This window comes from Priestia endophytica DSM 13796, assembly GCF_900115845.1.
GTDB lineage: Bacteria > Bacillota > Bacilli > Bacillales > Bacillaceae_H > Bacillus_I > Bacillus_I endophytica.
This window is the reverse complement of record NZ_FOXX01000004.1, coordinates 1-14,999: the sequence shown is the minus strand read 5'-3', so window position 1 is coordinate 14,999 and position 14,999 is coordinate 1. Positions and strand designations below refer to the sequence as shown.

Below are 14,999 nucleotides of genomic sequence, written 5' to 3'. Positions count from 1 at the left end.
ATTTATGGAGTTGATTAAAGGAGAACCCTCATTTAAAGGTTTCTCCTTTGTTTACTGCTGTATCAAGTAGTCGGTAACCCGTGTTAAGGGCTTCTAAAACAGCTTGCTCACATTGTTCATTATTGGATACTTGAAATACTCCAAAACCTAGCATTGGCATTTCTACACCATTATTCAATACTATCTTTTTCATAATTAAGGTACCTCCCTTATTCATTAAATTATATTTTTGATTGAAAAATTATTTGATTTCAAGAAATGAAACATTTTTCGAAGTTACTTTTATTAATCACCAAAAGTAACATACCTATCTTCCTTTGCCTGAACTTGCGCCTGTAATTACAACCACTTTGTTTTCAATTGGCATTTCGTTTTTTCATTCTTTCAAATTTAAATTCAAGGTCATCTCCAATTAAAATATTGCTCTTTGACAATTCGTAGAAGTTTATCAGAGGTCAGACTAATTTTTTTGCTGACCTCCATTCATTTATATTAGGGTGAACTGCTAAATTTTTTAGTATTAACATTCTGTTTTCTTGATAGAGCAGCAACTTATAATGTTTTTAATGCCTCTACAATTGGCGTTTCTCCATTAATCATATCAAAAGCTTTGCCGATTGTTTGGTCATCCTCAAGTGAGGCAATAATGCCTGAAGCAACATCTTCACGAGAAATTTGCTCATGTTCAAGGTCATCCGCCACTTTTACCTTTCCAGTCCCAGGATCATTGGTGAGACTTCCTGGACGGATAATCGTATAATCAAGACCACTTCTCTCTAACCAAACATCTGCATAATACTTGGCTGCACTATAGTATGGTGAGCTGTCCATCCACTCCAAGTGATTGTTATCATGCCATCTGTGAACCCCAATTCCACTAACCATGATGAAACGTTTTACTCCAGCTTGTTTGGCTGCTTTCATTGACTTAATAGCTCCGTCTAAATCAATCAACATTGTTTTATCAGCACCCGTATGACCGCCTGAACCAGCTGTAAATACAACTGCGTCCGCATTTTTCGCTACATTGGCAATATCATCAATGCTTCCTTCCAGATCAACGAGTGCTGTTTTGACTCCTTGTTCCTCAAATCTTGCCAATTGTTCTTCCTTGCGAATCACGGCAATGGGGTTATGCTGACTTGATTCTTGTAGCTTTCTCACAAGGCGTTGGCCGATTTGTCCATTTGCTCCTATGATAAGTACGTTCATGATTATATCCCTCTTCCTATACTTAATAATAGTAGATAAATCCCGTCTCTTTACTTTAAGAGACAGGATTTTTTATTAGTAGTTTTATGCTTGTTTTGTAGGATAAATTGTAAATTCAAAAAAGATTGATTAAATTGGATTCACTCTTTGTTAAATGTTAAATATCACCAAGGTTGATTTGTTGGTCCAATTGTAAATTCGTTAATATTAGTATCTTCTGGTTGATCAAGCGCGAACGCCACAACATTGGCAACTCGATCAGGTGTAATACCATATTGCTCGTACACCGCAGTCATACCTTCTGCCGTATTCTTATCAGTTATTGTATTCAACAATTCCGTGTTGATTGCTGCTGGATAAATCGCTGCCGTGCGAATGTTGGTACCCTCTTGGGCAGATTCCATACGTAAAACTTCCATTAAATTACGCACAGCCCATTTCGTTGCGCCATAAACCGCACCACCCGGGTAATTTTTAAGTCCAGCTACTGATGAAGTAGTAATGATATGTCCTGACTTTTGTGCTGTAAACGTTGGTAATACTGCTGCAATACCGTTTAAAACCCCTTTGATGTTAATGTCAATCATACTGTTCCACTCGTTAGTTTTTAATTCTGAAAGTGGTGAATTAGGCATAATTCCAGCGTTCAAGAAAATCGCATCAACACCACCAAAAGTGTCTTTAGCTAGCTGAACAAGTTGCTGACTATCCTCTGGATTGGTCACATCTGTTACACGATAAGTCGCTTGACCACCATTTGATTTGATTTCTTCAACTAATTGTACTAAACGCTCTTCACGTCTTGCACCAAGTACAACTTTTGCGCCTTTCTCAGCTAACAGCTTAGCTGTGACTTCCCCAATACCTGAACTTGCTCCTGTAATTACAATCACTTTGTTTTCAATTGTCATTTCGTTTTTTCATCCTTTCAAACTTAATGTCGTTATTTTAAACCTTAGATCTAGCTTTAATGAAAATGTTTTGAGTACAAATTTTGTCCGATTTAAGGATTCTCTAACAATGGTGTTTTATTATCTCTATTTTTAGGGAATAAATCCTCAACGTTATCACCTTTTAACGTTGATCTTTTCCAGTTGCAAATCCTTATTTTTACTTTGAAGCGATTGTTACTTCAAATTCTCGGTAAAGAATGCTTCCAACTTGTCGAATGGAATCACATCCGTCTTGTCGTATAAATCAACGTGTCCTGCATTTGGAACGATGTACAACTCTTTTGGTTCTGCCGCCAATTCATAAGCATCTTCACTAAAGTATCGTGAGTGAGCATGTTCCCCCATAATAAACAAAATTGGTCTCGGTGAAATTGATTTAATGTACGTAAGCAGAGGGAAGTTCATAAATGACATGCTGCTTGTCACGGTAAACTGAGTAATGGAGTTTGGGTGGTACCCACGAGGCGTAGAATAGAACTCGCCAAACTCGCGACCGATAGGGTCTGTATTATCATCAAATCCAATAGGTGCTCCTCGCTCGGTCAGCGCTGGAGGGTTGCCCTCAAACTCCGCGTAGCGTTGCTCGGCAATGGCATCGAGTACGGTGTTGCGATCTTCTTCGGTAAACGAGTCCTTAAAGCCATTGGATTGCGCACGAGATATATCGTACATGCTGATCGTAGCTATGGCCTTGATACGTCTATCAACCTGCGCTGCACTGATCGCAAAGCCACCACTACCGCACATACCGATGGCACCAATTTGATTTCTATATACAAATGGACGCGTACCTACATAATCGACGGCTGCACTGAAATCTTCTACGAATAGATCAGGCGAAGAAAGGTGTCGTGGCTCTCCTCCACTGTATCCGTTGTACGATGGGTCAAATGCAAGAGCCACAAAACCACGCTCTGCCATGTTTTGAGCATAAATACCCGACCCCTGCTCTTTAACACCACCATAGGGTGCCCCTATAATAACGGCTGCGTGTTTCTTTGACTCATCAAAGTCTTTTGGCAAGTAGAGGTCTGCCGCAATTTTGATTCCAAACCTGTTATGGTATGAAACAGATTTCCTTGTTACCTTATCGCTTAACTTAAAAATATAGTTTGGCATATTAAATAACATCCTTTCATTTATATTTTTTAAGAGAACATGTTTGTATCGGATATAAATGAATAACTGAGATTAAAATTTCCTTTCATTCATTTTTATCCTTACTTCTTCTCTTGAAAAACCATGTTAATCGTTATAGTTAACTCTAAGTCAAGTGGTTATTTTATATTTTTTTTGACGGTTCGTGCCGATACAGGTTTGATATCCTCTATCCATATAATTCGTTTTTTAAAATAAGTATATCTCCGTTAAATGGAGCCAATCTCTCCTTTGCCCTATACGTTGAATTTGACAATTAACAAATATCGTGATAGGATTGTTCACAAAAATTAGAGTTAACTCTAAGTGTAAATATTTAAAAAGAGGAGATAAATAATGAAGACCTACTCTATTAGTGAAGTGGCAAAAGAATTGAATCTTACAACATATACCTTGCGTTACTACGACAAGGAGGGACTTATGCCTTTTGTAGAACGGACACCCAACGGAACACGGTTGTTTAAAGAATCTGATATCGACGCCTTAAAAATAATTGAATGCCTGAAAGCCACTGGGATGCCTATCAAGGAAATTAAAGATTTTATCGATTGGTGTTCTGATGGGGATTCTACGTTGCAACAAAGATATGACATGTTTATGGAAAGAAAAGCTAATGTAGAGGCTCAGATGGAAGAACTAAAAAAAACAATGGAAGTCATCGAGCATAAATGCTGGTATTATAAGACTGCATTGGATGCTGGAACGGAAGATATTCATAAAAACGATAAAATAGGAAAATTTAATTAACAGAGGGCCACCTGTCCTTCATAACTGTTGCTTTGAAAGACAGATGGCTCTATTTGTATGGAACATGTTCTATCTCTGTTCTCTCACCACCATACTTGTTTATTTCAATTAAAATCCTTAACCTTTGCTTACTAATTCAAAAAAATAGGTGAGAATGAAAGAAAATTTACTCATTCTCCCCTATTTTTATTGGAGATTTTTATGTTTCCTGCTTAGTTGGCCGAATCATCATTTCACTCACTGACACGTTATCAGCAGTTCATTTTCCCCTTCCTCCTGACACCACCCTTACATAATTGCCCTATCCCCACCCCAAACTTAGTAACATAATATACAGCCCCACCATGGCCACTATGGAGTCATCATAAGGTTTATCCTTAAATTCCCTCCTTATAACTAACTCAAAAAGACTTTACAACATAGAGATAGAGTTAACGATTAGTCAAGTTGTTAGATTAGTTTCCCTTTTTTCTAAAACTTTCTCTTGCGTTAGAGTTGACTATAACTTTTATACTTACTCATGTAATGGATGCTCATTATAATGACAGGAGGTAATCAACATGTCTGATCATAAAGTTTGGTGTATAACTGTAGCCAGTAATGAAACGGTTGCGGTAAACGAAATGATGATTCGTTCAACTAAACAAAATATCTAATAGCTGTATGGATTAACAAAATAATGATTTGTCCTACAAGACAATAAAAAATGTCTCCTTAGTTTTCGGAGAGCATTTTATTAACTGATGGCATTTTAAATCGTTCTTATTTATAAAACCGAAATGTATGTCTCAAAAACTGCATTGTTAGTTCTCTATCCCTTTAAAAGATCGCGAAAAATCTACTACGTAATTGGATATAAGTAAAGATAGGAGTTGTTTTTTTGGCTAAACGAAATAATGTGTTGATTTTCATATTGACCATAGGAGTTTTCGGCATCATAAATACCGAAATGGGGGTTATTGGGTTATTACCTTCCCTCGCTGATCACTATAATGTCAGTGTAACTCAAGCAGGGTTGCTGGTGAGCCTTTTTGCCCTTGGCATTGCAATATCTGGTCCAGTTTTGCCGTTATTATTTTCAGGAATAAATCGTAAAAAGGTCATGTTACTTGTATTAGGAGTTTTCGTTTTTGGTAACATTATATCCATATTTACAACTAACTTTACCATTGCATTGATTGCCCGTATCATCCCAGCCTTTTTTCATCCCATTTATTGTTCTTTAGCATTTACAGTAGCTGCTGACTCAGTAAGTAAAGAAGAAGCTCCAAAAGCTGTTTCTAAAATATTTATAGGAGTATCTGCTGGTATGGTAGCCGGCGTACCAATCGCAAGTTTTATTGATAGTGCGGTTTCGTATGAAATGGCAATGGCATTCTTTGCTATTGTGAATTCTATTGTATTCATTGCTACATTGATTTTTGTACCATCTATGCCTGTTGAAGAAAGACTTTCTTATGGTACACAACTTTCCGTATTAAAAAAACCTATGATATGGCTTTCCATCGTAACCGTCATTTTATTAAACTCAGCTGTATTTGGGGTGTATAGTTATTTTGCTGAATATCTGAAAACCGTAACAAATATGTCTCCGAATACCATAAGTTTAACGTTATTCCTCTTCGGTGGAGCCAGTATTATTGGAAACATTGTCACAGGAAAGTTACTTACTCATAGTCCCATTAAGTCTGTAGGAGCTTTTCCTTTGGTATTGGGGGCTGTTTACATCATTTTATTCTTCACAGGACAGTTTACAGTACCTATGGAAATGATAACTTTAATTTGGGGAATATTAGCTGGAGGGATAATGGCAAATATTAATCAATATTTGATTGCGTCTTCAGCTCCCGAAGCTCCTGATTTCGCCAATGGATTATTCATATCAGCCTGTAACGTAGGAACAACCATTGGTACAGCTGCAGGCGGGTTATTTATATCAGAAATGGGTATACAATACATTGTATTAGTGGGATTATTATCCCTACTTTTAGGTTTGCCATGTATTATGTTAAGAAACTACATGTATAATCCTACAAATAATCCTACAAAGCAACTTTCTAGATAAGGAATAAATTCAACATTCTTTAAGGGATCCCTATGCATGATTCATTTATGTTCCCTGTCTTTCTTTTACTAAATTTCTAGGGTGCGGAGATCTACTCTAGCAAAAGATTACAAGCTTAATAGCTGAAAAATGGAGGGCTTAAAATGTCAAAGGATAGTAAAGTTGCACTTGTCACCGGCGGGAATCGAGGTATTGGATATGAACTAGTCAAACAATTGGCGTTGAATGATTTTAAAGTCATTTTGACAAGTCGGGATCCAGACATGGGTCATGAAGCTGCGCAAAAACTCAAGGAGTCAAATCTTGATGTTTCGTTTGTGGAGTTGGATATAGGCAATCAAGAAAGCATCCGTCAAGGTGCGATTGCAGTAAGTGATCGATACGGAAGATTAGATGTATTGATTAATAATGCCGGCGTGTATTTGGATGAAAATGACAAGTTATTGAACATGGAACCTTCAGTTCTAGAGAAAACGATGGCAACAAATTTCTTCGGCGCTTACCATGTGATCCGTTCCTTTATTCCCCTCATGGAACAGCAAGGCTATGGGAGAATTATTAATGTTTCCTCAGAATATGGGGCAATGAGTGAAATGTCATCTCCAGGAGTAGGCGCTTATAAGTTGTCTAAACTTACCCTAAATGGATTGACACAATTGGTAGCTGCAGAAATGAATGGTGATATCAAAATAAATGCAGTCGATCCAGGATGGGTAAGTACAGATATGGGTGGACCATCTGCCCCAAGAACTCCAAAGCAAGCTGCTAGGTCTATCCTTTGGTTAGCAACGATTGGACCTGAAGGACCTAACGGAGAATTTTTCAGGGATGGAAAACGCATCGATTGGTAACAATACAGCAGAAGCAAATAATTTGGTGTTTAAGTGAGGTTTAATGAAACGATCTTTTGCAATTTGTTATTGTTTACAAAACAATTAAAGAAAAAAAGCCGATCATTTTAATTAAGATGATCGGCTTTTCTGTAGCTTTACTGAGGAATCTATAACCATTTCCTACTTATCTATAAGGAAGACTAGGCTTAGAACTCCAAAAATCAAGTAATAATGGAGACACCTTTTCTACCTAGTTCTAGGAACAAGTCATTTCTATCGAATTAGAGTTAGATCTATTTTTCACCTGGACAATAAGCTCTAGAGGGTTTTCTTCGTTATTTCTTTTATTTAATTCTTCGTACCAATCTTTCTCACTCATGAATGTGGCTCGGTTCTCTATTTCCTCTTCAACTTTAACCTCAAAGCCTTTTAAGGAACTAACCCCAGACTCTACATCATTGTTTTCTTTATAGTAGTCCATTAATTCTTTTTCACTAAGTTTAGATGATAGCCTCATGTAAGCAACGACCGTGGGTTGATCTTTACTTCCCCAAAGGTCTTCTCCATATAAAACTTCATAATCAAAACCTTTATCTGTGATCTCTGTTTTAGGAGGAAGTGGATAAGAGAAGAGTTTGTCTGCGAAGTTCTTAGCAACCTCTCTTTCATAATTCAGAAAATGATAAGACCATTCTATGAAGAATGCTAATACTAATAACATCAATCCCCACTTATACTTCTTCAATATAAGAAACCTCCTATCTTATATAAACCCTTTTCTATAATAAAAAACTGAGACATATAAGATCCTTATCTTCATACTCTTTACATAACTTACAAAGTAATCTGCTACATGTGATCATATTGTTATCATTGGAGCATCCCTTCGAATCTCAGTATTGTTTCTAAGATTTTACTCATTATATTTATGTAAGGTTTGAAAGATATTTTTTTAAGGTTTCCATTGCCATTTGTTTATCACACCCATCTACCAATAATGTAATTTCATCCCCTTCTCTGACGACTAAATCCATAATCTTCATGATGTCTTTGCCACTTGCGGTTTTTCCATCTTTAGAAAGAATGACTTCACTTTTAAATGCAACCACTTTGCATACAAATAAAGCTGTATGTCTCGCTTGAAGTCCTCGTGGTAGTTGAACAATAAGATTCTTCATCAACATATTTTCTCCCCTTATTCCTGTCCACTTATTTTTCTCTTTCTAAGCTGTATAGTTGGTAATGCAGCTCACTTTTTGTTAAAGATTTCTTTAAATACTTATTCTTTAAGGGATATAACGATATTTTAAATGTTAGAGTGGACTCTAAGGCAAGTATTAACAGTGAAAAAATTTGTTAATTTTACTTAAATTACAAGATATTATAAAGAAAAAGTACAAATCCATTACTAATTAACGAGTTTGTGCTTTTTTACTACCTCGAACATGTTTTATGTAAACTAGAAATTATTAATTTCATTTAAATTCAAGTCATGAAAAAATGAATAGTCATAGGTTATAAATATACTTAAGACCGCCTTATACACTTAATGAATACGGGGCGATCTTTGTTATGTATGGGTATGACTATTATTTCAAGAAGGATAAGGGCTTTTACCTATAGCCTAAAGGCTACTTATAAAGCATCCAAGTTGCTACGTCATATATAATATGCCTACGAAGAAAAAACGACCTTTCTCCTTTCGCATGAAGGTCGTTTTTTCTTTTTCTGTTTATATTAGCTTATAAGGGATAAGGTTTTCGAACCATAAGCTTCAGAAACTGTAAAGGTTTCTACTTAACTATAGAGATGCAACAGTTCAGTAAGAAATAGTAGAGAGGTCTTTATTTTTCCAATAAATGTAATATTCGTAAATAAAATTAAGTCAAAATGTCTACTTTTATTTACAAAATCATTATGTGGATGTAAATATAACTACATACTTCGATAACATTCTTTTTCTAAAATAATAGAGGTATTCATACTTTAGATTGGAGATGAAGAACATGAACACAAAATTATTGGCAGTTGCCGGATTAGCATTTACTTTGTTATTCAGTCCACTAAGTCAGGCTTTTGCAGCAGAAACAACAGGGGATTTAAGAAAGGTTGATAATGTTGCCCATCGCGGTGCATCAGCATACGCACCTGAAAATACGATTGCTGCTTTTGATAAAGCAGTAGAAATGAAGGCGGACTATATTGAAATTGATGTTCAAAGAAGTAAGGATGGCAAACTAGTTCTTATCCATGATACGACAGTTGATCGTACAACGGATGGATCCGGAAAGGTTGGAAATCTCACGTTTAAAGAACTAAGAAACCTAGATGCAGGTAGCTGGAAAGGCGAGCAATTTGCAGGGGCACAAATCCCAACATTTGATGAGATACTTGATCGTTACCATGGGAAAATTGGAATATTGATAGAATTAAAAGCTCCAGAGCTTTATCCTGGGATTGAAGAAAATGTAGCTAAAGAATTAAAAGAACGAAATCTTGATAAACCACAAAATGAAAAAATAATTGTCCAATCATTTAATCATAAATCAATGAAAAAAATGAATGAGCTTCTTCCCAAAGTTTCAATTGGCGTTTTAACATCTTCAAGTGCAGACACAACCGAACAAGCCTTACAAGAATTTTCGACTTATGCCGATTACTTTAACCCAAGCTACGGAATTGTTACTGAAGATTTAGTAAATCAAGTTCACTCCCTTGGTATGAAAATTGGATCATGGACAGTACGTAGTCAAGAGGCCGCAGATTTTTTATTAGATGTGGGAGTTGACGCAATAATTACGGATTATCCGGATTATGTAGATCCAAGAAACTAATATTTTTATATAATTGTTAGAGAAAAGCATTTCAAGGCTGTTTTTTCGATTCTGATGCAAATATATACTACTTTCTAGATGTAGATTTGTAATAAAATTTGATTAAAAACACCTCACAAATCCATATTCTTTGATAAATAAAAAGACCAATTATCTTCTTCAAAGAAAAACTCCTATTTTATAAAAGCATTAGGAGTTTTTTCTTTTTTAGCCTGTATATTATATATGAAGTTTGTTTACATAAGTTTTATTATAGGAAGCAGCTTTTGCAAATAAAAGTACCCCATTATTTTAATACGAACCATCTGCTACCATTATCATTTTTCAACTCAAATAATGCAGGTCTACTAACAAAGCGTTCCAGAAGTTCATAAGCTCTAAGGTCAGGTAGTTCATCAGGAATAGTAATTCCAATGAATGACGTGGAAGAAATCAATGTATGAAAGTCATATCGGAACTCGTAATCACCTGCATAAGTAAGTGCTAATTTCCCTTTCCAGTTAATTTAATAAGTCTGATTTTCTACCTTAGTAAACTTAATCGTATGAAAAGCCGTTGCATCATGACCAAGTAAATAAATATCAAATGCAGTTAGCTCTGGATCCTTACACACTCCTATTTTAAAGTAATTCACAAAGCTGCTCCGTTAATATTTGCATAGTTTGTTTAGCCTCTAGTTAGTTTAAAATATAAGAAGATAGACAGGTATATATTAAACTATCTATTCCCTTCTTATTGTACTTCAGATAGAATTTTATCAGGATATTCAATATAATCATACACTTTATCAACATCTATTTCCTACTGAAGTAAAGCACCCAGGACAGCCACCTTCTGCTCCTTGTTCTTTATGTAGACTCAAAACAAATTACTGCTTTTCTTAATATTTCCCTTAGAGTTAGCAAGTATCTTCACGTTCGAAAAGGTATAACTATATGAAAAGAAAGAGCACAAACTCGTGGTCACTAAACGAGTTTGTGCTCTTTTTTACTACCTCTAACATGTTTTATGTTAATCAGATATCAAGACAATATATAGGTGAAAATATAAAAGTATATTTCCCTTTTTCTTTTTTAGAATTAGATTATCTAAACGTAAATATACAGCTTACTGATTGTATGTGAAGGGACTATTAAATTAATTTTGAACTACCTTTAATTCATCAAGATAAGATTTAATCTTTTTAATATCCTGTTCGGAATCAGCCAATGCTACATAACCATCAGGTCTAACGAGGAACATAGATCCTGGATTAATCCTAGCTTCCCTCATGGATTCTGTCCATGGAAATTCATGAAGGGGAATAGTAGCAGTTTTAGCAAGTTCACGAAGATCAGCCTTTACCTCTCCATACACATGGAACTGCCAATCAAAGGTTTGCAGTGGTTTAAAATTGTCCCCGCCTTGCCTGTGTACCCATGGCAAACGATCTCCCCCATGAATAGCACCAGCCATTCCTGTACTGAGCATACTATTACGATAATGAATACGGATCTGCGATACAGCTTTAAATATCGTTTTTCTAATTGAAGAGATGCCTGTCATTTTTGGAACTACATAAGGAATCAATACTTCACGAATCATTTTCGTGGAAAAACCCTTTCCAACGATTCCGGAAAACATTCTATCTGTTGTGGCAACTAAATTCTTAGCAAAAGCCATTCTCTCATCCTCATAGGAATCTAGAATTTCTTCTTTTGCTTTCTCTTTAAGAACGGCAGCAAGCTTCCATGAAAGGTTTATAGCATCCCCAATCCCGGTATTCATTCCCTGTCCTCCTGCTGGGCTATGTACGTGTCCAGCATCTCCCGCAATAAATACACGTCCTTTTCGAAAGTGTTCACTTACTCGATGGTGGACTTTATAGGTGGAGAACCAGTTCACCTTATTCGTATACACTCCTAAGTTTTCTTCTATATAAGGAACAATTTCAGTAAAATCAATCTCTGACTTTTTATCTAATAATGCCTGAGGAACAAGACCAATTAAGCGCAGAGAATTTGTGGTCCGAATAGGAAAAATCAGACCAAAACCATCTTTGAAGAGTTTCATCTGTAAACCATCAATAGGTGTTTCACTTAGAACATCAGCCACGTAAAAAACCTGCTTGTATGTTCCACCTGCAAAATCGAAGCCAAGTCCCTTTCGAACTGAACTATGAGATCCATCACACCCGCATAAATAAGCATAATGATGCTTTTCTTCGCTCCCTTGCTTGGTAGTGATGACACGAACTCGTTCTTCCTCCTGATGAAATGAGATTAGCTTTGTATCCCACTCTATACAAATCCCTTTTGCTTTCAGTTGATTTATTAGAATACGTTCGTGTTCATCTTGTGGAAAACTCAATACGTATGGAAAAGGACTCAGTCCTTTTCCAATGTGGCCCAAGTTCATCTTCGCTCTTTGTTTATTATCTTTATAAATTTGAACTTGTTGGACGGGGATTCCTAATTGAACTATTTCATCTGCAAAACCAAGTTGACGATAAAATTCTAATGTTCTAGCATGAACAGCCATCGCTCTAGATGCTTCTCCAGGTCCTTGGTTTTTATCAATAATTCTAAAGGGAATTCCTTGTTTCTGAAGCCCGAGGGCTAACGCTAATCCTGTTGGACCAGCTCCAACAATTAATACTTGAGGTTTCATCACTTTCTCCTCCTTAAAATATTTAAATAACAAATCCCGCGTAGTCTATAAGAAGTTTAAAAGTTCTACTTAAGTATTATAAGAATCTCATCTATAAAAAGAATAGGAATAGATGACAAACAAACCATTACATACATGAATCTTTCTGTAAATATTACGAACAACCATTCCCATTTCCTTTATCCTTTAGTAGCTCTTGCTTCTCCCTTCCCATAGGAACTCTTGTCTGAAGCTGAACCTTGTACTTTCAAAACAGATAATATGAGCATCAAGAAACTTCCTAAAGCAATCCATAATAAGATAGACGTTGGACTACTAAAGCTAAAGCCCTGATGAAAGAAGAATAATTCTCGTAGTCCCTCCACCATAAATCGTATAGGTAACCATGAATAAATATAATCTCGATAGAAAGTAGACATCATCTCTGGCGCCATTGAAAGTAGTGGAGCCCCAAAGAAAAGAATGAGAACAAAAATTGGAATTCCTTTCATTCCAAGCCAAGATAGAACAGCTGTAATAAGCAAGAAGAATGCAAAGTAAGTAATGGTTAAGAATAAAGAGATATCCATAAAGTTTGAGATGCGAATGCCTAATAGGTCTGCAATCCATGTTAAACCAAAACCGGCTACTAGACTTAAAACAGTTCCAGCAAGAACTTGGGTAAGCACGGTATATAGCTTTTGCTTTTTATTCACAAAAGTAAGCGAATTGGCAACAAAGAAAAGTACGACTGCTCCGGCGATGCTTGACATCCATAAAGGCTGAAACAAGGCCACAGGAGCGTTCCCATTCATACTTGCTGTTCCGACCCCATTCACATTCTTTACATTAACTTGTAGAGGATCTGTCAGTACAGTTAGTTGATTGGCTTTCAAAGAAACATTTTGCTTGGCTAACCCTTGTAGGACTTGTGTTTGTATTCCATTCTCTAGATTATCCCCCATCGTATTTAACATCTGACTTGTTACATTAACTGCAACAGGGTTCATTCCTTGGTTGATAAGGATACTGATTTCAGGTTTTTCTGGTTTTGAAGTCATTAAGGATGATTGTTTTTGACTAAAATTTTTAGGAATAATAAGAGCACCATAGTATTCCTGATTATCTAATCCTTTCAACACGTCTTCCTTACTCTCCACATCACTCCACTTAACGGGGGGGACTTCACCATCTGTAGAAGTTATATTCTTTTTCAGCATGTTTGTGATAGTATTTCCCATATTTACTTTTCCCTGATGGGGAATTACAACACCAATGTCTTCATTGACTAAAGCAATTGGGAGATTTTTTGGTTTCTGTTGAACAGAAGGGATCAGAGTTAAACCAAATAAAGCAATAACTAAAAGCACCACTAAAGGGGATATAAAAAGTAGCTTATTTTTTAACAAGTGAATATACCTTCTTCCTAATTTAAATTATAATGAACATTGTGTTGATTTACTTGTACTTTGGATTATAAGTATAGATATAGAGTTATTCAATAAACAGAAATCATAGATATGATGCATATTGAACACATGATCTATATCTGTTGAATAAAATTTAGGAGGAAATCTATTGAAAGAGCTCAATACGGATTTACGAGTACTACGTACGAAAACATCCATTCGAAATGCCTTAACCGAACTCATAGAAGAAAAAGGATTTGAAGCCATAACTGTGAAAGATATCACGGTAAAAGCCGAGATTAATCGAGGAACGTTTTATTTACATTATCAGGATAAATATGATCTCATGGATAAATGTCAGCAGGAAATCATGTATCAGATGGCCACTATTGCAAAGACCACCCTTTCAAAAGGTGTATTGGATAGCGAATTGGCCTTTTCTTTTGCAATTTCCATATTTGAATATCTTAGTCAAAATGCAGACTTTATGAAAGCTGTATTGGGACCAAAAGGAGATTTATCTTTTCAAATAAAAATAAAAGAATTTATGAGAAAGACACTTTTTGAAGATGGTGAACAAAATTCCTTTATTAAACAGGAAGCTTTACTCGTTCCGGAAAGATATTTAACTTCCTATATTTCTTCAGCACATTTAGGGGTCGTTCAGCAATGGCTCCAATATGGCAGAAAAGAATCTCCTCAAGAAATGGCACGTATCCTATCAACGATGACCTATAATGGTCCTCTATTTGCAGCTGGTCTAAAAAAATAATATTGATAGATGTAATTTATCTCTAAACTCTCTCTTATTAAAAATATGTAGATACTTAAACACAAAAAAGACCATAAAATAAATTTAGGAACTGCCCCCCGTTTTTGAGACAGGGATCAAAACACCATCTAAATAGCCAGTTTTCGGTATTGGACCGGAGACTGGTTATTTAGTTTCGTTTGGATACGGATATTGTTATAATAAGTGATGTAGTCTTCGACAATCTGTTTTACGATGGCGGTCGTAGTACAGGTTAAGTTGTCGAGGTAGAAGGTTTCAGTCTTTAGAGAAGAGTGAAACGATTCAATGGAGGCATTGTCTGCGGGCGTCCCTTTTCGGGACATACTCATAGTCATGCCTCTTTCTTTGACTTGTTTTTGATAAGCAT

Annotated in this window: 14 protein-coding genes; 5 read left to right on the top strand and 9 right to left on the bottom strand. The window is 35.9% G+C overall.

The genetic code is table 11. From position 1 onward, the window contains the following. Positions 1-28: 28 nt before the first annotated feature. The 4 genes from BM012_RS09015 to BM012_RS09000 all read right to left on the bottom strand — a co-directional run bounded on the left by BM012_RS09015 (position 29) and on the right by BM012_RS09000 (position 3,284). A complete protein-coding gene (locus BM012_RS09015; protein ID WP_192800098.1) occupies positions 29-193 on the bottom strand; it encodes a hypothetical protein in 165 nt (54 codons plus the stop codon). A gap of 359 nt (positions 194-552) precedes the next feature. Then, a complete protein-coding gene (locus BM012_RS09010; protein WP_061804419.1) occupies positions 553-1,212 on the bottom strand; it encodes an SDR family oxidoreductase in 660 nt (219 codons plus the stop codon). A gap of 164 nt (positions 1,213-1,376) precedes the next feature. Beyond that, positions 1,377-2,123: an SDR family oxidoreductase gene (locus BM012_RS09005; protein ID WP_061804420.1), complete on the bottom strand. Its 747-nt coding sequence runs from the start codon at positions 2,121-2,123 to the stop codon at positions 1,377-1,379. A gap of 216 nt (positions 2,124-2,339) precedes the next feature. Further along, on the bottom strand, positions 2,340-3,284 hold the full coding sequence (locus tag BM012_RS09000) for an alpha/beta hydrolase (protein WP_061804421.1): 945 nt from the start codon (positions 3,282-3,284) through the stop codon (positions 2,340-2,342). 375 nt (positions 3,285-3,659) lie between these two features. On the opposite strand from BM012_RS09000, the gene BM012_RS08995 reads away from it, so the two are divergent. The 3 genes from BM012_RS08995 to BM012_RS08985 all read left to right on the top strand — a co-directional run bounded on the left by BM012_RS08995 (position 3,660) and on the right by BM012_RS08985 (position 6,986). Continuing rightward, positions 3,660-4,070 (top strand): MerR family transcriptional regulator, encoded by a 411-nt coding sequence (locus tag BM012_RS08995; protein ID WP_061804422.1) that lies wholly within the window; start codon positions 3,660-3,662, stop codon positions 4,068-4,070. Positions 4,071-4,950: 880 nt separating this feature from the next. Further along, positions 4,951-6,135, top strand: coding sequence for an MFS transporter (locus BM012_RS08990; protein WP_061804423.1), 1,185 nt, complete (start codon positions 4,951-4,953; stop codon positions 6,133-6,135). 143 nt (positions 6,136-6,278) lie between these two features. Continuing rightward, positions 6,279-6,986: an SDR family oxidoreductase gene (locus BM012_RS08985; RefSeq protein ID WP_061804424.1), complete on the top strand. Its 708-nt coding sequence runs from the start codon at positions 6,279-6,281 to the stop codon at positions 6,984-6,986. 238 nt (positions 6,987-7,224) lie between these two features. Here the strand turns inward: BM012_RS08985 and BM012_RS08980 are convergent, their stop codons facing one another. Together BM012_RS08980 and BM012_RS08975 are read right to left on the bottom strand one after the other, a co-directional pair. Next, positions 7,225-7,713 carry a hypothetical protein gene (locus tag BM012_RS08980; RefSeq protein ID WP_061804425.1) on the bottom strand — a complete coding sequence of 163 codons (489 nt, stop codon included), beginning with the start codon at positions 7,711-7,713 and terminating at the stop codon, positions 7,225-7,227. A gap of 181 nt (positions 7,714-7,894) precedes the next feature. Next, the gene (locus tag BM012_RS08975; RefSeq protein ID WP_061804426.1) at positions 7,895-8,152 is read right to left on the bottom strand and encodes an HPr family phosphocarrier protein; all 258 of its coding nucleotides are present in this window, start codon (positions 8,150-8,152) and stop codon (positions 7,895-7,897) included. Between the two features lie 822 nt (positions 8,153-8,974). Between BM012_RS08975 and BM012_RS08970 the strand changes: the two genes are divergently transcribed. Beyond that, positions 8,975-9,802, top strand: coding sequence for a glycerophosphodiester phosphodiesterase (locus BM012_RS08970; RefSeq protein ID WP_061804427.1), 828 nt, complete (start codon positions 8,975-8,977; stop codon positions 9,800-9,802). A gap of 1,137 nt (positions 9,803-10,939) precedes the next feature. On the opposite strand, the gene BM012_RS08960 is transcribed toward BM012_RS08970, so the two are convergent. Both BM012_RS08960 and BM012_RS08955 read right to left on the bottom strand, forming a co-directional pair. Beyond that, positions 10,940-12,451: an FAD-dependent monooxygenase gene (locus BM012_RS08960; RefSeq protein WP_061804428.1), complete on the bottom strand. Its 1,512-nt coding sequence runs from the start codon at positions 12,449-12,451 to the stop codon at positions 10,940-10,942. Positions 12,452-12,630: 179 nt separating this feature from the next. After that, complete coding sequence (locus BM012_RS08955; protein WP_061804429.1) at positions 12,631-13,839, bottom strand: YhgE/Pip domain-containing protein; 1,209 nt, start codon at positions 13,837-13,839, stop codon at positions 12,631-12,633. Between the two features lie 169 nt (positions 13,840-14,008). On the opposite strand from BM012_RS08955, the gene BM012_RS08950 reads away from it, so the two are divergent. Beyond that, complete coding sequence (locus BM012_RS08950; RefSeq protein WP_061804430.1) at positions 14,009-14,611, top strand: TetR/AcrR family transcriptional regulator; 603 nt, start codon at positions 14,009-14,011, stop codon at positions 14,609-14,611. 128 nt (positions 14,612-14,739) lie between these two features. Here the strand turns inward: BM012_RS08950 and BM012_RS08945 are convergent. Then, positions 14,740-14,999 (bottom strand): IS3 family transposase (locus tag BM012_RS08945; RefSeq protein WP_139210321.1); only part of this gene is annotated, 260 nt, incomplete at its 5' end.